Source organism: Alterileibacterium massiliense, from assembly GCF_900104645.1.
Taxonomy (GTDB): domain Bacteria; phylum Bacillota; class Clostridia; order Peptostreptococcales; family Anaerovoracaceae; genus Alterileibacterium; species Alterileibacterium massiliense.
Genome location: NZ_FNWE01000002.1, coordinates 228,989 through 248,515, shown reverse-complemented (window position 1 = coordinate 248,515; position 19,527 = coordinate 228,989). Strand labels below are relative to the sequence as shown.

Annotated in this window: 16 protein-coding genes; 3 read left to right on the top strand and 13 right to left on the bottom strand. The window is 35.5% G+C overall.

The window, feature by feature from the left end:
• The first annotated feature begins 69 nt into the window (after positions 1–69).
• Complete coding sequence (locus tag BQ5371_RS02930) at positions 70–795, top strand: CvpA family protein (protein ID WP_071132452.1); 726 nt, start codon at positions 70–72, stop codon at positions 793–795.
• A gap of 105 nt (positions 796–900) precedes the next feature.
• On the opposite strand, the gene BQ5371_RS02925 is transcribed toward BQ5371_RS02930, so the two are convergent.
• From BQ5371_RS02925 to BQ5371_RS06850, 6 genes are all read right to left on the bottom strand, one after another.
• Positions 901–1,695: an IclR family transcriptional regulator gene (locus BQ5371_RS02925; protein ID WP_083377404.1), complete on the bottom strand. Its 795-nt coding sequence runs from the start codon at positions 1,693–1,695 to the stop codon at positions 901–903.
• A gap of 52 nt (positions 1,696–1,747) precedes the next feature.
• On the bottom strand, positions 1,748–3,340 hold the full coding sequence (locus BQ5371_RS02920) for an RNA-binding domain-containing protein (protein WP_071132451.1): 1,593 nt from the start codon (positions 3,338–3,340) through the stop codon (positions 1,748–1,750).
• A gap of 188 nt (positions 3,341–3,528) precedes the next feature.
• Positions 3,529–4,065 carry a 2-oxoacid:acceptor oxidoreductase family protein gene (locus BQ5371_RS02915; RefSeq protein ID WP_071132450.1) on the bottom strand — a complete coding sequence of 179 codons (537 nt, stop codon included), beginning with the start codon at positions 4,063–4,065 and terminating at the stop codon, positions 3,529–3,531.
• Positions 4,066–4,087: 22 nt separating this feature from the next.
• Entirely contained in the window at positions 4,088–4,813 is a 726-nt protein-coding gene (locus tag BQ5371_RS02910) for a thiamine pyrophosphate-dependent enzyme (RefSeq protein WP_071132449.1), read from the bottom strand.
• Entirely contained in the window at positions 4,813–5,892 is a 1,080-nt protein-coding gene (locus BQ5371_RS02905) for a transketolase C-terminal domain-containing protein (RefSeq protein WP_071132448.1), read from the bottom strand. The genes BQ5371_RS02910 and BQ5371_RS02905 overlap by 1 nt, the downstream gene beginning before the upstream one ends.
• Positions 5,893–5,921: 29 nt before the next feature.
• Positions 5,922–6,119 (bottom strand): 4Fe-4S dicluster domain-containing protein, encoded by a 198-nt coding sequence (locus BQ5371_RS06850; RefSeq protein WP_083377403.1) that lies wholly within the window; start codon positions 6,117–6,119, stop codon positions 5,922–5,924.
• Positions 6,120–6,341: 222 nt separating this feature from the next.
• Here BQ5371_RS06850 and nhaC point away from each other — a divergent pair, with 222 nt between their 5' ends.
• Positions 6,342–7,781, top strand: a complete 1,440-nt coding sequence (nhaC, locus tag BQ5371_RS02900; protein ID WP_071132447.1) for a Na+/H+ antiporter NhaC — start codon at positions 6,342–6,344, stop codon at positions 7,779–7,781.
• A 249-nt stretch (positions 7,782–8,030) separates the two neighbouring features.
• Here nhaC and BQ5371_RS02895 read toward each other — a convergent pair whose 3' ends face one another.
• The 3 genes from BQ5371_RS02895 to buk form a co-directional block, all read right to left on the bottom strand.
• Positions 8,031–9,353 (bottom strand): MFS transporter, encoded by a 1,323-nt coding sequence (locus BQ5371_RS02895; RefSeq protein ID WP_071132446.1) that lies wholly within the window; start codon positions 9,351–9,353, stop codon positions 8,031–8,033.
• A gap of 126 nt (positions 9,354–9,479) precedes the next feature.
• A complete protein-coding gene (locus BQ5371_RS02890) occupies positions 9,480–10,664 on the bottom strand; it encodes an aminotransferase-like domain-containing protein (RefSeq protein ID WP_071132445.1) in 1,185 nt (394 codons plus the stop codon).
• A 51-nt stretch (positions 10,665–10,715) separates the two neighbouring features.
• A complete protein-coding gene (gene buk / locus BQ5371_RS02885; protein WP_071132444.1) occupies positions 10,716–11,774 on the bottom strand; it encodes a butyrate kinase in 1,059 nt (352 codons plus the stop codon).
• A gap of 388 nt (positions 11,775–12,162) precedes the next feature.
• On the opposite strand from buk, the gene BQ5371_RS02880 reads away from it, so the two are divergent.
• On the top strand, positions 12,163–12,744 hold the full coding sequence (locus tag BQ5371_RS02880; RefSeq protein WP_071132443.1) for a PduL/EutD family phosphate acyltransferase: 582 nt from the start codon (positions 12,163–12,165) through the stop codon (positions 12,742–12,744).
• Between the two features lie 209 nt (positions 12,745–12,953).
• Here BQ5371_RS02880 and BQ5371_RS02875 read toward each other — a convergent pair whose 3' ends face one another.
• The 4 genes from BQ5371_RS02875 to BQ5371_RS02860 form a co-directional block, all read right to left on the bottom strand.
• On the bottom strand, positions 12,954–14,258 hold the full coding sequence (locus tag BQ5371_RS02875) for an ATP-binding protein (RefSeq protein ID WP_071132442.1): 1,305 nt from the start codon (positions 14,256–14,258) through the stop codon (positions 12,954–12,956).
• A 379-nt stretch (positions 14,259–14,637) separates the two neighbouring features.
• A complete protein-coding gene (locus BQ5371_RS02870) occupies positions 14,638–15,999 on the bottom strand; it encodes an amino acid permease (RefSeq protein ID WP_071132441.1) in 1,362 nt (453 codons plus the stop codon).
• 78 nt (positions 16,000–16,077) lie between these two features.
• On the bottom strand, positions 16,078–17,334 hold the full coding sequence (locus tag BQ5371_RS02865) for an MFS transporter (protein WP_071132440.1): 1,257 nt from the start codon (positions 17,332–17,334) through the stop codon (positions 16,078–16,080).
• 57 nt (positions 17,335–17,391) lie between these two features.
• Positions 17,392–19,509: an acetate--CoA ligase family protein gene (locus tag BQ5371_RS02860; protein ID WP_071132439.1), complete on the bottom strand. Its 2,118-nt coding sequence runs from the start codon at positions 19,507–19,509 to the stop codon at positions 17,392–17,394.
• Between the last annotated feature and the right edge of the window lie 18 nt (positions 19,510–19,527).

Sequence of the window (19,527 nt, the reverse complement as noted above, 5' to 3'; positions counted from 1 at the left end):
TTTTATATGCTTATACATAAATCATATAGCGCAAAGGTATTGGAAGATTGTTGAACATTTGTTGATTGTTTGTTAATTGAATTATTCTTAAGAAATGGTTATAATTTAATTGTTATGATAATGGATGGAATTATAGGAATTATAATGATTTTCTCAATTTCGAGAGGCAAAAGGAAGGGGTTTTCTGATACCTTTGTTAAGGTTATCCTGCTTGCTGTTGCCATCTTTGCAGGTGCATTTTTTACAGGTAATTTTAACCGGCTACTTAAATTTGTTCATCTGGATAAACTAATTAACTCCCGCCTATCAATAAATCTCGAAAATGCAGATTTTGATATTGCCACGGCTATTCCTAGCAAGATAAGTTCTTTTGTCAGCGGAATAAGCGATAAAAGCTTCCTAAATCCTCTCCACTCTCCTGATATTTCGCAAAATAGTCCGTTCTTTCAAAAGCTTGGAGGAGCAACAGAGACTGTAATTTCTTTTTCAATAACATTTCTTATCGTTTGGATTATCGCTTCTTTTCTCAGAAGATTTTTTAGAAAAAAATTCTCATCTGCTCGCAAGAATGGCACAATAGTAGGCGGAGTAGATAAGATTTTTGGAATGATATTCGGTTTTATAAAAGGTGCAATCGTAGTCTTTGTCCTGCTCGCATTGATATTTCCAGTCACCCATCTTTTTTCGCCAGAATTTTCTACAGTTCTAACAAACCAGCTTGGCGAGTCCATCTTCACCCTATGGCTTTATGACAACAATCCGATTTATGAACTCTTAGCCCTAATGAGGTTTTAGAATTTATTTTATTAAAATTTAATTCGTTTGATTAATATATTTTTAGATTTTTAGTCCAGCTTATCAAGTTAAAAGGTTCATCAAGTTAAACTGGTTGAGATTAGCCTAGCTAAAAACTTCTTTTTCTATTTCAGCACTTAATGACTTCATATATTCTATTTTTTCTTCAAAATCTTTATCTTTTATTCTGCTCGTAGGGCCTGAAATGCTCATTGCAGCAATTGAATATCCTCCGCACATGATAGGAACACCCACACAGTATAAGCCTACTTCTCTCTCTTCATTATCTATCGAATAACCATTTTCTTTGATTTTTTCCAGTTCTTTCTTTAAGCCGCTAAAAGTCGTTATCGTTGTATCTGTAAATTTCTCAAGTTTTCTATTTTTATATGGAGATAAATCTATGTCCTTTGAAAAAGCGAGTAAACATTTTCCTAAAGAAGCACAGTAACATTCGTGCATAGCACCAATATTTACCTTTGCAATTAAAGAGTGCTTGCTTTCACATTCTCCTATAATTATAAGTCTATAAATCCCATCTTCGTCTCTTTCAATCCTGCCCAGGTTTACAGATTCGCCATATTTATCATTTAATCTTTTCATATATGGCAGGATAAGTGATGATAATTTTTTGTTTTCACCCGCAATACCGCTTAACACATAAAATTTTGAGCCAAGTGAATAGAGCTCGCTTCTTTGATCCTGCTCTATATATCCTCTGTTTTCTAATGTTGCTAGAGTTCTATATACGGTGCTTTTGTAGAGGTTAAGATCTTTACTTATCTGTGAAATAGATACCCCGCCATCATACTTATGTATATATTCAATAATATCTAAGGTTCTATCAACCGCATTAATTATGACCGATTGATTCATTTTCTTATCCTGATTTGTCTTCAATTCTCATGCCCTCCCAGTGCAATGATAGATTTACAAATTTGAAAATCTAATTTCATTTCTTAACAATCCATTTGCCTTTTTTTGTGGACCCCTCTCTTGTAATAATACCCCTATCTTTAAGCTGTCTTATATGGTACCATACTCCATCTACTGTTATTTCTTTAATTTCCGTAGCTATCTGCTCCGCAGTAATGCTTGGATTGCTTTTCATGATAAATAGTATTTTATCTTGAATGTCGTTAATTTCTTTGGTAGTTTCTTTAGTAGTTTCTTTAGTAGTTTCTTTGGTAGTTTCTTTGGTAGTTTCTTTGGTAGTACTACCATTAAATCTTTTCATAAATTCTTTATTTATATACAAAAATTCTTCGTTTATATACATAACAGCATTTGTATAATTGTCAACCTCATTATCTGGATAAAACTTAAGCTCAGGAGAACCATTTTCTAATAGTGCATCCTTTGTACGCCTTATACCTGAACCATAAGACTCTATTAAGTTAAGGGAAAAGAACATATCTTTAAGTTCTTTGTTAAGGTACTGCCTTCTATCAAAACTTCTGTCCCTGTTAAGAGCCTCAATGGTTACAGGCGGGATCGGTCTATTATGATTCACAAAAGAAATTCTGTCCTTGTAAATGTATATGCCGACATATTCAGGCGTATCATATTCCTTATGCAAAATCGCATTTGTAGCAAGTTCCTCAAATGCTGTAAGAGGATAGTTATAGACAATCCTATGCTCGATTTTATCCGCTTCCCTTATGGTATATGAAGCCATAATATTATCTTCAAAATATTTGCTAACTTGTTTTGCCTGTATCCAAACCGGACCATCGAATTTCTTTGATTCCATTTTATCCGTTCCGTCAATTTCTCTTATGATTTCAACATGGGCATTTGAAATAAATTTGTTCGGTTTTTCTGCAAACATAAGAACAGCAAAATTTTTAACTCTATAACCACCATACTCACTTTCACTAACAAGCCCCATACTCTTTGCCATATCTAACTTAGACATTTTTCTAATATCTTCCTTCGCTCCTGTCTGAAGCAAATATTCTTTCATATATTCATAGCTTAAATCATCTATGGTTGCTGTATCGTTCAAGTTTGAGCTAAAAGAAAAGTTTGCAAACTTCTTCAAAAGTTCAAATTCTTCGGTTGGATTTGGAAGCCTTGAATCTCTGCCAACTCTGATATATCTTCCCGCCTTTAACCTAATATTTTTATCTTTTTCCGCCCTCTCACTTGTTTGAAAAGGTCCATTAACACAGTTTTCAATGGCTATAATAATATAATATTTATCATCAATCATATCATTAATTATTTGATAATTAATTTTAGGGTGAATGTTTGAAAGAAGAGATTTTAATTCGTTTTCAATTACCTCTACTCTCGATTCTTTTATTCCTGTTATTGGTCTTTTAGGAATTGCTTTTTCTTTGGTATCTTTGTCATCAACCTCTTCAACGCCAATAAACAATAGGGCAATTTCATTATTCATGTAGTTGTTCGCAAAGGCACAGGCAGTTTTTAAAATTTTATCTTTAAAATTTGCAGACTTTTTATATTCGATAAAACTATTTTCTATTTTTTGATGCTTAAGGATATTGCGAGCCATATTCCTTATGTGAGAAATCTGCATTTTACCCCCCCTTTGTACATTCATCAGAGTTATTATAATATCTTTAAGCATATTTTTCTACTCTGAAAAATCCCTTAATCATGAGTGCAATATAACCTTGCAATTTTTTACCTCTAAAAATTCTCACAAATGCTTACTGCACTCGTGAGAATTTTTATTTTTTGTGTTTATAATTGTTTTGTACTTAATTAGTTCTCATACCCTGCTCTTACAACTTCCTTATTGCTTTCATTAAATTTGCCCTTGCCAGCCTCATCAAAGTAATTGCACATTGCTTTCTCAAATTCTTCAATTGTAAACAATCCGGAATCAGCAATTATTTTGCCAAGCATACATAAATTTGCATTTACTTCACGCTTCATCTTTAAAGCAATTTCAGTTGCCGGAAATTTCACAACTCTTATATCGTCGCGATACTTTCTATTTTCATCAACCAAAGAACTGTTAACATATAAAACCCCGCCAGGTGCCATTGTTTCTTCATAAATATCAACCGCAGAACTGCTCATGGCCATAACAATATCAGGTGTGTCAGCGTATGGGCTCGCTATCTTCTTATCACTTATTATTACATTGCAATTCGCGTTTCCGCCCCTCATCTCATTTCCATAGGATGGGAACCATGTAACATTCAAGTCCTTTTCGTGTGCAGCGTGCATTAGCAATTTGCCTGCTGTCAAAACGCCTTGTCCTCCAAGTCCTGCACAAATAATGCTCTTTATCATAAATCCCTCCACTATCAATCAATTATCTGTCAATAAATTCGCCTAGCTCGTATTGTTTTGATACAACTTCATCTATATGCTTCATTGATTGCGGTGCAGACATTCCCCAATTTGTAGGACATGGCACCAAAACTTCAACCAGTGAAAATCCCTTGTTATCTCTCTGCTTCTCAAGAGCTTTTCTTACGAGCTTTTTGGTCTTTGCTACATTTGCAGGATTTGTTACCGATGTTCTAGCTAGGTAGGCAATGTTAAGCCCTCCCATAACTTTCACAACATCGAAGTTCTCTCCGCTGTCTTCTACACTTCTTCCGCTCTTTGATGACGAAGTAGTCTGTCCTATCATAGATGTCGGTGCCATCTGTCCACCTGTCATTCCATATACGGTATTATTCATTACGAAAAATGTAACATTTTCATTCCTAGTTGCAGCAGCCATCGTTTCACCAAGACCAATAGCATATGCTCCCCCATCGCCACAAATAGTCAGTGCATATTTGTCAGGTCTAACACGCTTTTGTGCAGTTAATGCCGCACCCATTTTCCCATGAGGGGGAACAATTGCATCTACTCTCATGCAAAATTGAAATTGATGATTGCAACCAATATCAGAACAGATAATTGTATCGCTCACAATATCCATCTCAGTAAGAACTTCTCCGAGAATCCTATCAAATATTCCATGCCCACATCCAGCACAGAATCTATTCTCGGCATACATTAATTCAGGAGCTTTCCTTGATACCATTAGTATACCTCCTCTTCCTTAATCTTTCCTTCATAAACAGCCTTAGCAAAATCAATCACCTGATCTACCTTTGCAATACGCTGTCTTGTTGCAAGTGCATAGGTAGGATATTTGCCCTTAACTGTGATTATTACATCATCTCTCATCTGGCCCATCATATTAACTTCCACTGTTACAATACCTCGACAGGTTTCAGGGATTTCATCAAACGCTTTTCTTGGGTAAGGCCAAAGTGTAATAGGTCTTATAAGTCCAAGTTTAAATCCATTGCTTCTTGCCTTTTGAACTGCACCCTCTGCAACTCTTGACGATATTCCATATGCTACCAGCACAACATCAGCATCGGATACACATAGGCTTTCCCAGCGTTGCTCCGTTTCGCTAATTTCACGCATCTTCTTCAAATATCCGTCATTCCATTCATCAATATCTTCAAAATATGTAATATCTGTTATGACCTTGTTCTTTTGTCCAGCTTCAACACCTTTTACCGCCCAAGGCTGTTCCTGATCGATGTCATACTCTACCATCTTTGGCAAAACACATGGTTCCATCATCTGCCCTATCGTTCCATCAGAAAGGATAAGAACAGGATGACTCCATTTTTCAGCAAGAGCGAAGGACTCATAGGCCATATCAACATTTTCCTGAACTGAATTAGGTGCAAGAACAATTAGGTGATAATCTCCATTTCCGCCACCTTTAACAGCCTGCCAATAATTATCTTGACCTGCAGATATAAATCCGTCACCTATACCGAACCTTTGAACACAGGCACAAACTGCAGGAACTCCTGCCGATACCCAGTATGCTATTCCCTCTTGATAAAGAGAAAATCCCGGTCCCGATGTCGATGTGAGTGAACGAACACCGAGTGCTCTTGCGGCAAATGTCATATTTACACTGGCAATTTCAGATTCTCCCTGAACAAAAGTGCCTCCAACCTCTTTCTGCCTCCATGACATCCATTCAAGGATTTCCGACTGAGGCGTAATTGGATAGCCGGCATAGAATCTGCACCCACCTCTGATAGCTCCCTCTGCAAGTGCTTCATTACCTTTCATAATTCTTTTTTCCATACTTATACGCTCCTTACATCAACAAACAATTACAAAATTTCATACACTAGATCTGGGCACATAGCATAGCAACAACCGCATTGGATGCATTTATCCTGATCGACAGTAACAGTAATAACTCCTCTGTCATTGGTTCTTCCGGACAAACTAAGTGCTCCCTGTTTGCAATTAGCGATGCAAAGATAACAACCCTTACAACGCTCCTCTCTAACTCTTACCTTATCCATAAGCATTCGTCCTTTCAAAAACTATCAACATCTAAAAATAACCTAAATCATATTAAATTTTGTTCTATTTGTTAGAACTTTGTTCCGCTTAATAGAATTGTATCATCTATTCTCTAATTCGTCAATTGTCATTAATGATTATTTACAAATCAATGCCTTTATGTTATTTTTGTAAATAGAACAGCGTTCTATTTTTACTATGTTAAAGAAGGAGTAGCACCGATGAAATTAGATAAATCAAAAAATTACACCCCAAGGAAGCCAAGCATTGGTATTTCTTTAATTCCAATAGTTTCAGTCTTCGTTTTTTTACTGCTCGCTCTAATCAAGTATGACATAGATATTCAAATACCTCTAATTGCTGCCTCAATTGTTGCAGCCTTAATTTCATCTCTTGTATTAAAGAATAAATGGGAAGATATTGAAAAGGGAATGATTGCCTCAATAACAAATGCCATGCAGGCAATTCTAATCGCCTGTCTTATAGGACTTATCATTGGTTCATGGATTGCCGGAGGAATTGTTCCAAGCCTTATTTATTATGGGCTTAAGATTTTATCTCCAAGATTTTTTCTCGTTTCATGCCTTATTATCTGTTCACTTGTCGGTATTTCTACAGGAAGTTCTTGGACAACAGCAGGTACTCTTGGTGTAGCAATGGTAGGAATAGGTATAAGTATTGGAATACCTCCCGCTGTGACAGCTGGTGCCGTGGTGTCAGGTGCTGTATTTGGAGATAAGATGTCGCCTTTCTCAGATACAACAAATCTCGCTCCTGCTGTTTCGGGAACAACCTTATTCGCACACATTAGGCACATGATTTACACCACAGGTGTCAGCTATATATTTGCCTGCGTCGCTTACTTTTTCCTTAATTTTAAATATATTTCGCCTGATGGTGTTGATAATCAGAACATTTCCGCCGTATCAAGTGCTCTCAAAGACAATTTTAAAATATCTCCGTTCCTCCTCCTTCCTGTCTTATTCATGTTCTTGATTATATATTTTAAATTACCTGCAATTCCGGGTCTTATATGCTCTATCTTGTTTGGTATCTTTTGTTCAGTTGTAGTTCAGGGTCATTCAATAGTTGAGATTGGAACCTATCTAAGCTACGGATATAGCATGGAAAGCTCTAGTAAAATGCTCAATGAGCTTTTAACAAAGGGTGGCTTGCAAAACATGATGTGGACCGTTTCTCTAATACTTTGTTCTCTCGTCTTTGGAGGAATAATGCATCAATCAGGAATGCTCCAAACTATAGCAGAGAGTATATTAAAAATAGCTAAAAAAGACAGTTCACTAATATGTGCCACAGGTTTTACAGCAATTTTTGTCAATTTAATCTGTGGTGAACAATATCTCTCACTGCTTATTACAGGAAATATGTATAAGGATGAATATAAAAAGCGTGAGCTTGCACCTCAGAACCTTTCTAGGACCTTAGAAGATTTTGGAACGATTTCATCGTCCTTGATACCATGGACAACCTGTGCTGTAGCGATTAGTTCATACCTTGGTGTATCAACGCTAAGCTATCTGCCTTATGCTTTCTTTAACCTTATAAATCCTATTGTAGCTATAATATTTGCTGTCACGGGATTTACAATCAAGAAGATTAAAGAAGTGTCGCCAGAAGATATAATCGAAAGTATCGTGTAAAGGTCAAGTATATATCAAAAATCCTTCCCTCATGTGCATACGGGGAATGTTCATATATATAAGTATTTGAGTATCTAAGTATCTAAATATCGAAATCTTGAAATCTGAAAATCTGTAATTCTGTAAATCTGTAAAAGCAAATCATAATTTCTAAAATTGTTTAAAACAAAAGCGGGCCTTGCATATTTGCAAAAGACCCACTTTTTTAATAGAGATAAATTGATGATTAGTAATATTTCAGTTAAATTCTTATTTAGTTTCTAGCTGAACCTTTGACTCAAGCTCTTTATTTTTCTTGCTCATCTTTATTATAGCAAGTGCCGCCAGTATTCCAATCCCCAAGACTATTATCTGATATATAAATATATAGTTAAACGCCTTGTTCCCCTGTGTATCCAGCCAGTAGCCAAATAGAGTAAATTGGAATAAATCTGGAGAAAAACCTACTGCTGCTGCTATGCCTATTGTAGAAGCACTGAGTTCTCTAGGCACTCCTGCTTCGGTAAGCGTTGCGTAATACGCTCCTCTACCTATATATACGAAGAAAGATAGTGCAAGCGTGATAATGATAACTGTCGGAACAGTAATGCTAGCCTTTGGTACCAGCATATATATAAGTCCAGCAAGACCGATAATATATACAACTATCAAAACTTTAGAAGGTGATTTAAGTCTATCCGTTATAACCCCTCCAATTGGTGCTCCAACTATCTGCATTCCATACTGCCTTGCTATTGCTGCCCAGCCAGTAAAAGTAACAGTAATCCCCATAACCTGAGTAAAATATGGTGTAAAATATGTTAGTGTTGTCATAAATGAATAGACAGCAAAAATGCTAACAGCTACCAACCATGTTGCAGGTTGTTTTGCTATTTCTTTAAAATCCGCAAAGAAGTTCTTTTTCTCCTTATTATCTTTTAATACCGCTTCTTCCGATGCTACAGGACTTTCATATTTAATTGCTTCCGGAGCATTTTCAGCTTTCTTTTTAGCCGGATTCTCAAGAACTATTATTGCGAGTATAGTAAGAGCGAATGATATGATTGCATTGCATATAACAGCAGCCCTTATTCCTCCTACATTTGTCGCAAATTTAGTGAATGCAAACATCATTGCAGAGCTAATTATCACATTGAACAAACCAATTGATGTTTCATTAAATCCAAATATTTTACCTTGATTTTCATCGCTTGCAAGCTCACGAACAATCTTGATATGTGCAGGATAATTGAAGAACAGGCTTGCTATAGCAAAGCCTATCCACATTACTACCGCAAATCCATATGTAGGATGAACTAGGAATAAAATTGCAAAAACCCCATTAAGGAATACTGACAAAACATATATGATTTTGTAATTAAAACGGTCTGCCATCCAGCCACCTATAGGTGCTCCGAAAACATTACCAAACCCGTAGATTGTGAGAAGCAGTCCGAGTTGTGTATTAGTTCCACCTATAAATTCCTTGAAAGGGTCATACCATGTGTATTGCAAGAATGGAACTAGATATACAACTGCCCAGCAGGCTCCAAGTACAAGCATGGTAATTACCAGTTTAATCTTTTGTTTCATAGAATTCTCCTTGATATTTTAAATATCTTAATCTTTAAACTTTTTTATTTTAATACTGTTTTATTTTAATTAGGCACTCATTTTTAATTAAATTTAAACTGCCCTTAAATTAATTTTTAAATGTTTTTAAATATATTTTTTGAATACATCTCCTAGAATCTTTATTCCTTTTTCAATCTGTTCTTCTGTAACCAGAGTAAAATTCATTCTGATTGTATTTTTTATTCCCTCGTGTGCAAAGAATGATTCTCCCGGTATATATGCTACTCCTGCCTCAACCGCATCATCTAATATCTTGTCGCTGTCAAGCTCTTTTGGTAGCTCTAACCATAGGAACATTCCACCCTCAGGTCTTGTGAATTTAATTTCCTTTGGAAAATGTTCTTCTATCATCTTAACCATTAGATCTGCTCTCTTTTTATATGTCTGTTGAATGTGCTTTATATGTGCTTCCATATCGAACATATTCATATAATATGTAGCAACCATCTGTGTTAATTCAGGACTTTGCAAGTCGTTTGTTTCTTTCAATGCCTCAACCATTTTTGCAACTTCCGGCGAAGCACATACCCATGCGATACGCATACCGGGGCTTAAAACCTTTGAAAGGGAACCCAAATATACAACCTGTGCTTTCTTATCGAGTGAAATCAAATCCGGCAAAGGCTCATTCCTAAAACGAATTTCTCCATAAGGATTGTCCTCAAGTACAACAACATCATACTTAGATACAACTTCCATAAAACGCTTTCTTCTTTCGAGCGTCCACGCCTTGCCAGTAGGGTTTTGGAAGTTTGGAATCACATATAGCAATTTTGCACGAGGATTTTCCTTTAGTACCTTTTCTAGATCTTCAATTACAATTCCGTCATCATCAGTGTCTACTCCTGCAAATTCAGCCCCATACGGTCTAAAGGCATTGATAGCCCCAAGGTAACTAGGGTTTTCTGTGATAACTACATCGCCCTCATCGATAAACATAAGTCCTGCGAGTCCAAGTCCTTGCTGTGACCCGCTTAAAATGCAAATGTTGTCTCTCGTGCAATCCTTGACGCCTTCTTTTTCAATCATTCTCTTGACTAGAAGCTGGATAAGAGGCTCATACCCCTTTGTAAGTCCGTAAGAAAATGCCTTCTGTCCTTCTTTATCAAACATCTCCTCTGTCGCTTTTCTAAGATCCTCCATAGGATATAGATTTGGATCAGGAAGTCCTGCCGCAAAAGAAATTATGTCCGACTTTCCCACAATACGCTTTTGGACTGCTCGAATTCCAGATTCTTTGATTCTGCTCATACGAATAGAAAAAACCATCTCATACCTCCTTATTTTTATTTCTAATACACTTTTGCTAATATACTTTTTCTAATACACTTTTGCTTCTTCTTCGCCTCTCAGAACTCTTAAAGATCCAAGGGTCAGTGCTACCATTTCAAATTCTCCTGCTACAACTTCTGTAGGTGCTATTATGCTATTCATTCTCGATATTTCACTTGTAACATATTCTGAATGAGCAATGCCTCCTGTGATAATTATCCTATCTATCTTGCCATCAAGAGCTGGAACATAAGAGGCTATCTCCCTAGCGACAAAATAAACAAAGGCATCGTAGATAAGCTTTGCTTTTTTATCACCATCTTCAATCCTTTTCTCAATTTCTATTAGGTCTTTAGTTCCAAGATAATCATACATACCACCAATACTGCTTACCTTCGATACCATTTCTTCATGAGAATATTTCCCCGAATAACACAGCTCTATCAATGGATATGTTGGAAGTCCACCGCTTCTTTCCGGCGAAAATGGTCCATTCGTTCTTCCTCCGCTGCCGTCAACCATCTTGCCCTTGTTGTGAGCTACGATGGAAATTCCAGAGCCAAGGTGGGCAACTATAAAATTACACTCCTCATATTTCTTGCCTAATTTCTTGGCAACAAACCTTGACACAGCCTTGTGATTTAAAGCATGGAACCAGCTTGGTCTTTCAAGATCTTTTATCCCTGAAATCCTAGCCTTTGGCATCATCTCGTCTACAGAAACGGGATCTACGACAAAAGATGGAACCCCAATCATATCTCCTATGGATTTTGCAAGAACAGCTCCTAGGTTAGATGCGTGCTCTCCTTCAACAGCTTTTTTTAGATCATCAACCATCTTGTCATTTACCCTATATGTTCCCCCTGTAATTGGGTGCATAAGCCCGCCTCTTCCAGCGATACAGTCAAATTCTTCAATTTTAAATCCAGCTTCTTCGATTGTCTTTAAAATTAAATCCTTTCTATATTCATATTCGTCGAAAACATGAGCAAAGGGTTCAAGCTCCTCGGCCGTATGAGGAATTGATTTTTTAAAAATCTCCTCTTCATTTTCAAAGACTGCAATCTTAGTACTGGTGCCACCCGGATTAATAATCAGTAATTTCATATTTACTACCCCTTATATTGCCTTTTACTACTTTTAATTTTATTTAATCATTTTTAATTACTTTTAATTGTTTTTTACACTCATCATTGCTTTTTAAAAATTCATAATTTAAATACTTATAAATTTTAATAGAGTTGTAGCGATGTGTTCTATTAAGCGGAACTATGTTCTATTTATTGTATTTTATGTTTTTCATTCAAAAAAGTCAATCGCTTTTACAAATAGATTTTCGATATATCTATCTGCGGACACTACTATCTTTGATTTCAAAATCAATATTTATTCATAATAAGCGAGGTAACTCTGATATTGAATAATTTCGAATAATATTGTATCCTTATATAGAGATTTGATTTTAAAAATTTATTACATATATTAGGAGGAAAAAATGGCAGTTATTGATGTAAATGTTGAAGTTAGTGCTCGTCATGTTCACCTATCAAAAGATGATATTGAGAAGCTTTTCGGTAAGGGTTACGAGCTAAAGGTAAAAAAGGAAATCGTTGGTGGATTTGTAGCCGAGGAGAGAGTTACACTCGTTGGTCCTAAGCGTTCAATGGAAAGAGTTGGTATCCTAGGACCTGCAAGAAAAGAAACTCAGGTTGAGCTATCAGCAACTGATGCTCGCTCACTAGGAGTAAACGCACCTATTAGAATGTCAGGTGACCTTGCAGGCACACCTGGAATAAAAATCGTTGCTCCTAACGGTAATGAGGTAGAGATTGACCACGGCTGCATTGTTGCCCAAAGACATCTACACCTCACAGAGGAAGATGCTGCTAAGTACGGTTTTGAGCAGAATCAGGTAGTTGATTTATCTATTGATACAGGATTAAAGAGAGCTCTTACATTCTCTGATGTAGTTGTAAGAATCGGTGGACCTGCAAGTGTAGTTCACCTTGATACAGATGAGGGAAATGCAGCTTGCGTTGGCCCTGACTGCAAGGGCACTTGCTTTATAAAAGAATAAGAACTTTATAGAGCATTATTAAGAGTTGAAAAGGCTTTGACTATAATAGTCAAAGCCTTTTTTCTGTCGTGAAGCCGTGCCTTCGTTTTTGCCTTTGCTTATTCATTTTGTAATTCTGTATGATAAACCTGCCAAATGCAAGCAGGCTCTGAGTTTATTTAAAACAACCCCGTAAATACGCATTTTTATTAAATCTAATATCGATGCCTCTACAAATCTATAGCAGTTTCATCTAGCAAAAACTCCTCTACTCCAATATATAAAATGCCATTATCGTCATATCTCGGTGTAATATTATCCCTAACTATAACAATTTTCTTGAATGAATCTCCCGTTCTTCTCAAAGATTCTGTCTCTTGTATTTGCTTTTCTTTTGTATAAACATTTAGTGCTGATTGAATATAATACCTGTTACTCCCTCTATTTATTACGAAATCAACTTCCAAATTCTTTTTTCTTGTTTTTTTATTCTTATCCTTATAGTTGTATTCTACAATACCTACATCTACATTTAATCCTCTCATTCGGAGTTCATTATATATTACATTTTCCATAATATGCGACTGTTCATTTTGTCTAAAATTTAATCTTGCATTTCTAAGACCAATGTCGGAAAAATAATACTTGTATGGAGATGAAATATATTTCCTTCCTTTTACATCATATCTTCTAGCTTTTTCAATTAAAAAGGCATCTATTAAGTAGTCCAAATAATTGCTTACTGTAAATTGAGAAATCTTTATGTTTTTCTCCGACATAAAAGTATTAGCAAGTTTGCTTGGATTCGATAAAGAACCAATAGATGAAGAAATAATATCCAACAAATCCTCAATTATAGATGCGTCTTTAAGAATTTTATTACGCTCTATTACATCTTTAATATAAGTACTCGTAAAAATATTTTTTAAATATTCGCTCTTCTTTTCATGACTTTTAAGTTGCACAGACATAGGCATTCCACCATATAGGCAGTATTCATCAAAAGCCCTTCCTCTATCTCCTTCATAACACGAATAAAATTCTTCAAATGAAAACGGGTATACTTTTATTTCATCACCGCGATCTCTGAACTGCGTTAGCACATCTGACGAAAGCATTTTTGAATTACTGCCTGTAATATATACATCTACATTCGGAATCTTAATTAGTCCTAATATTAAATCAACAAAGGTCACCTTTGAATCAGTTCCTTCTTCTAAATAAGGATTGGGAATTTCTTCTACAAATTGAATTTCGTCAATTAATAAATAATGCTTAAGTCCGTTATTTTGAATTTTTTCTCTTAAAAATACATCTAGCTCTATTGGATTTCTATATTTTATATTCTTCAGACTATCAAGGGCAATCATAATAATTTGATTTTCACTTACGCCACTAGAAATTAAATATTTCTTATATAATTCAAATAAAAGATATGATTTGCCACATCTTCTAATACCTGTGATAATTTTCACCCTTCCATTGTCTTTTTTATCTATTAGTTGATTTAAATATCTTGGTCTTTGTACCTCCATTTTGTACCTCCATTTAATAAAATCTCGTAAATACGCATTTTTATTAAATAATCTTAAAGTATAATACCATTATAATTAAATGTTTTCAAGGAATACTTTTAAAATAAATGCGTATTTACTACTTTTATTAAACTTTAATTAAAACTTAAAATGTTTTGTAATTTTGTAAAATTATATAAACAAAAAAGGCTTACCTCGGCACTTGTAACTCTTTTGTCTAACGCATCTGATTTAATTACTAAAATAAATCAAACGGCAAAATTTATAATAGTGCTAAAATAAGTTTTTTTCACACTTAGTTTGTTTTCAAAAATATAATGGACTATTTTGAAATCATAGTCCATTAACAAAAACACAATGCAATTGTATTACCTAAACTCTAATCTAATTCAGCCATTTTTTCCTTTGATTTATCATCATTTCCTCTTAATTTTATTGCAATAAAGAATGGTATTCCCGAGAGCAATAACAAGAACCCTGCAAATACATATTCCGCACCAGAACCATAAATCGTATACATAGCATATATAAAACCTAGAATACTAAATATTAATTTTTTAAAATAATTTCCAGCTCCTGTACCTCTTATGTCCTTTCCTGTCAGATATATCTCAGCAGAAACACCGAATAGATAAAAAACTAGGAATGAGGTGACTGAAAGCATTACAAGAAAATTATATACCGTTCCATCTTTTCCAAAATACGCAATTGCCATTACTATGCTCATCAGTATTCCATTTATTATAAGTGCCGCTCTTGGCGAACCATTCTTTGGATCTGTTTTCATAAATACTTTTGGCAAAAGATCAATTGAAGCAAGAGAGTATGATGCTCTACCTGCTGAAAGTATCCAAGCTCCAACGCAGCCAAATGCAGATAAAGAACCTCCTATTGAAACGATAGCTCCAGTCCAATATCCTCCAGTAACCTTGTGCATAATATCTGCTAATGGAGAAGTTGATTTCACTAGTTCTCCTTGGCTCATAGCTCCTGCAGATAATATTATAATTACTATGTAAAGCATCATGACTATAATCGAACTTGCAATCGTTGCTCTACCTATTCTTTTCTCATCTTTTGCTTCTCCTGCGGTCAGCGTAGCTCCCTCAAATCCAATATAACACCACAGGCAATATGCAACTGCTACCGGCAGTGTTCCAAAACCTTTTATATCGTTAGATGAAATTGTTGAAAGATTGCTGGCATCAAATCCTTTAATGGCTATTATTATGAATATCGCAAGAGGTAATAATTTCAAAATCGTTATGATGAGATTAAAATAACCCGCTTCTTTTACACCTTTAATATTTAATATCGTATAAAACCATATTATTACAATTACCAATGCGAATTGAAGAATATGATTGCTTGAAAATGCAGGAACAAAATAAGAAAAATAACTTACTGCCGCAACAGCTATAGCTCCATTTGCAATCCAGCAACCACACCAGTAGCACCAACCAACCCAGAAAGCTGGCATCTCTCCGAATGCCTCTCTTGTATATATAATAATTGAGCCTGTTACAGCTCCTCTTTTGTTGAGCCTTGAATAGCTTATTGCCATAAATATTGTTCCAATTCCCGTTATAAACATAGCAAAAGATGAAACAATTGGGCCTGATATTTCAGCTAACCCTTGAGGCGTCATATATATCCCTGAGCCTATCATCTGTCCTATAATTATTGCTATAACAGCAAATGTTCCTAATTCTCTTCTAAGTCCGTCACCTTCATTATTCATTTTTATATCCTCGTGTTAATCAATATTGTTTCAAATAAGAGCACCGGTATATCCAGTGCTCTTCCTTAATATCAATACCTATTTTTCTTTTGATTTTCTATTAATATAAATAGATGCCAAAAATCCAACGAAACAACATATTGCTAAGAATATGAATATTTTGTCATATCCTGAGGCAACATCATTTATTTTTGTTGCTTTATCTATCCATCTTCCAAACAACGCCGGCATAAAGAAGTCCGAAGAATATCCTATTATTGATACTATTCCTACTGCAGTACCCATTACTGTCGCAGGAATATTTGCCTCATTTGCGACAGAAAATATTATTCCATATAGAGCCAAGCCAAAAAGCCCAGGAAGAAGTGAATAGATTCCGACAAGTCCCACGCTTGCACCACTTGGAATTAACATTACTCCAATGTATAGTAAGGTCAAAACAACATATAAGAACATAAACCATTTGCTTGTCGATTTGAAAACTTTATCTGCAATAATTCCGCTCACCGGTGCCAAAATATAAAATACAAACTGTCTAATAATTGAGAGATAGCCAGACTGCGTTGGAGAAATTCCAATAACATCTGTCATATATGGTGTAAAATAACTTGCCGATGAATAAATAGCATATCCCGTAAATACTATTAATGAAAACACCCATAGTGATGGATTCTTAAGCAAGCCACCGACCTGCTTAAATTCAAATTTTTCATTTTCATCTAAGCTTATATCTTTACCCTTTGAGTCTTTAACAAACAGCCAAACGAGTATAAATCCAAGCAAGGTTGCAAAGCCATATGCGTAAACACCTGCCTTGAAATTGCTAACGGCACTTGCAGTATCTGATGTAAATTTAAGGCCTATAGCATTTACAGCGGCCCCTGTAAGACCGTTACCCATGTAATAAAGTCCGAATAAAAACCCCTGTTCACTCTCATCACCTATCATTCTTATACTCTTCATAAGTGAACACCAGAATAAGAATGTTGTTGTAAAGGCAAATAAGAACCAAATAAGTAAGGCAAGTGCATATGAGTTAACTTTCATTGCGAATAAAAATGTCAATATCGTTGTAGACATAAGCGAAAAAAGCATACATTTTTTTGTAGAAAATTTATCTGATACAATTCCTCCCGGAACATATAAAATTGTATTGCCTATCGCGTACATAGTGGTCAATATGCCTAGCTGTTCATTTGTCATCATCATTGCATCTGCTTGCCATGTGTAGAAAACATATCTTATAAATGGGATTAGATATATGCTTCCACCAGCAACACCAAGCGACATGATGCTCAAATACTTCATTACCTTTGATCTTTTTGTATCGCTCATATTTTTCTCGTGGCTAAGCCACTCTCCTTTCCATCGGTAAGCTTTAATATTCTGAAATTATCTATTGAGTACAACAAGTGCATCTGCAACAGATACCCCCTCCTCATTTACAAACACAGGATTAATATCAAGCTCCAAAAGTTTATCTTTTTCTTGAATTGCAATTTCAGAAATTTTTACAAGCAAATCTGCAAGAGAATCTATATTGCAAGCCTTTGAACCTCTATATCCATTTAGCAACTTAAAGGCTTTAAGTGATTTGATCATTCCAACTGCTTCTCTTTTAGATATAGGTGCAATCTTTAATGAAACATCTTTGAAGATTTCTACAAATACGCCTCCAAGTCCGCATAAAATTGAAGGACCAAACTGTCTGTCATTCTTTACGCCTATAATTATTTCAACTCCGCCCTTTGACATCATCGCGATTTGAACACCATTTATCTTTGCATCTGGACATTTTTCTCTTGCTCTCATAATTATGGTATTATAAGCATTTCTTACCTCATCTTCTGTCTTTAGATTTAAGATAACTCCGCCTATATCCGATTTGTGCAAAATATCTTTGCTATCTACTTTAGCAACAACCTTTGCATTATTATTACCGGATTTTTTCTTGATTTCATTAAAAATCTGCACCGCTTCTTCTTCACTTTTAGCAAGACGGCAAGGGTCAATTTTAATTCCCCTTTCGCTTAGGAAATTCTTGCTTTCATATTCAGAAAGTGATATTTTTTCTCCTGTTTTGCCAAAATCAAATGCCTTAGAATTTAAATTTATAAATTCATTATCACTATAGCTATAGGCAGATGTCTTAAGTAAATTAGATATGATTTTAAAAGCATATTGTGCTGACGGAAGGACGGGAACATTGATTGCCTTTAACTTGTCAACATAATCTACATTCCTTGACATTTCAGCAAAAGGTACCATGACCATTGGCTTTGCCCACTCCTCTTTTGAAATACGCTTCATAGCTTCATACATATAATAGATTGCATTATCTGCAATTTCGTCTAAAAGCGTATATCCAACCGATACCATGTCTACATTTGAATCTTCCATCAATATTTCAAGGACTGTAGCGAACTTATCTATGTCATATGAAAGTGATGCAGTAATGTCTAATGGATTATTCGGACTTGCATATGGGGGAATCGTATTTTTAAGAGCTCTCATTGTTTCTGCTGAAAGTGTCCCATATTCTATTCCATTAATCTCTCCAAGGTCAGCACAAATACCTGTTTCTCCTCCGGATAAACTTATAGATGCAAGCTTGCTTCCCCTAGGCATCTCCCCTAGCGTAGCTATAGCCTGCGATGTGGATATTAGCTCCTCTAAATCATCAACTCTTATAACGCCATATTTTTCGAATAGTGCATCAAATATTTTGTCACTTCCGGATAAGCTGCCTGTATGTGAAGCTGCAATCTGCTGAGCTTTCTCAGATTTACCGCTTTTAAGTATGACTATAGGCTTTTTTATCCTATTTGCCTTATCGAGTGCTTTTATAAATTCTCCGTGATTCTTAACTCCCTCAAGATACATTGCTATTACCTTCGTATCTTCGTCATCAACTAGGAAGTTCAGATAATCTTCCATCGTAACAATTTTGCTATTTCCTGATGATATTACATATGAAAATCCTGTTCCCGGTCTATCCATCATGCTTAAAACCAGCTGTCCGCTTTGGGACACGAAGCCAACTTTTCCACTTCTATCCCTTTTATTTGAAATAAATGCAAAAGATGAAACCTTATCAATATAATTTATAAAACCTGCACAGTTCGGACCCATGAGCGAAACGCCATGTTTTTCACATAGTTTTTTCAAACTGGCTTCTCTATCTTTACCCTCTTTTGTTCCAACTTCTCCATAACCGCTCGCAAAGACGACTGCTCCCTTTGCCCCCATTTTTGCCGAGTCCTCTATAAGCCCTTCGACCGTCTTCATGGGAGTGCAAATTACAGCTAAATCAATTTTTTCAGGTAAATCAAGAACGGAATGATAACATTTCTCACCGAAAACTTCGTCTCTTTTAGGATTTACAAAATAATATCTGCCTTTATCCATGATTTCTATTGTATTTCGGCAAGTATCGCCACCAAAGCCCTCTTTTTCGCTGGCTCCGATTACAACTATTTTCTCAGGCTTTAATAATTTATTAATGCTCACTTTGCTCTCCTTTCAGCA

Bases quoted from the DNA above. Each gene is read 5' to 3' on its own strand.
- BQ5371_RS02920 (WP_071132451.1), bottom strand. From the start codon at position 3,340: ATGCAGATTTCTCACATAAGGAATATGGCTCGCAATATCCTTAAGCAT.
- BQ5371_RS02915 (WP_071132450.1), bottom strand. From the start codon at position 4,065: ATGATAAAGAGCATTATTTGTGCAGGACTTGGAGGACAAGGCGTTTTG.
- BQ5371_RS02910 (WP_071132449.1), bottom strand. From the start codon at position 4,813: ATGGTATCAAGGAAAGCTCCTGAATTAATGTATGCCGAGAATAGATTC.
- BQ5371_RS02905 (WP_071132448.1), bottom strand. From the start codon at position 5,892: ATGGAAAAAAGAATTATGAAAGGTAATGAAGCACTTGCAGAGGGAGCT.
- BQ5371_RS06850 (WP_083377403.1), bottom strand. From the start codon at position 6,119: ATGGATAAGGTAAGAGTTAGAGAGGAGCGTTGTAAGGGTTGTTATCTT.
- nhaC (WP_071132447.1), top strand. From the start codon at position 6,342: ATGAAATTAGATAAATCAAAAAATTACACCCCAAGGAAGCCAAGCATT.
- BQ5371_RS02895 (WP_071132446.1), bottom strand. From the start codon at position 9,353: ATGAAACAAAAGATTAAACTGGTAATTACCATGCTTGTACTTGGAGCC.
- BQ5371_RS02890 (WP_071132445.1), bottom strand. From the start codon at position 10,664: ATGGTTTTTTCTATTCGTATGAGCAGAATCAAAGAATCTGGAATTCGA.
- buk (WP_071132444.1), bottom strand. From the start codon at position 11,774: ATGAAATTACTGATTATTAATCCGGGTGGCACCAGTACTAAGATTGCA.
- BQ5371_RS02880 (WP_071132443.1), top strand. From the start codon at position 12,163: ATGGCAGTTATTGATGTAAATGTTGAAGTTAGTGCTCGTCATGTTCAC.
- BQ5371_RS02875 (WP_071132442.1), bottom strand. From the start codon at position 14,258: ATGGAGGTACAAAGACCAAGATATTTAAATCAACTAATAGATAAAAAA.
- BQ5371_RS02870 (WP_071132441.1), bottom strand. From the start codon at position 15,999: ATGAATAATGAAGGTGACGGACTTAGAAGAGAATTAGGAACATTTGCT.
- BQ5371_RS02865 (WP_071132440.1), bottom strand. From the start codon at position 17,334: ATGAGCGATACAAAAAGATCAAAGGTAATGAAGTATTTGAGCATCATG.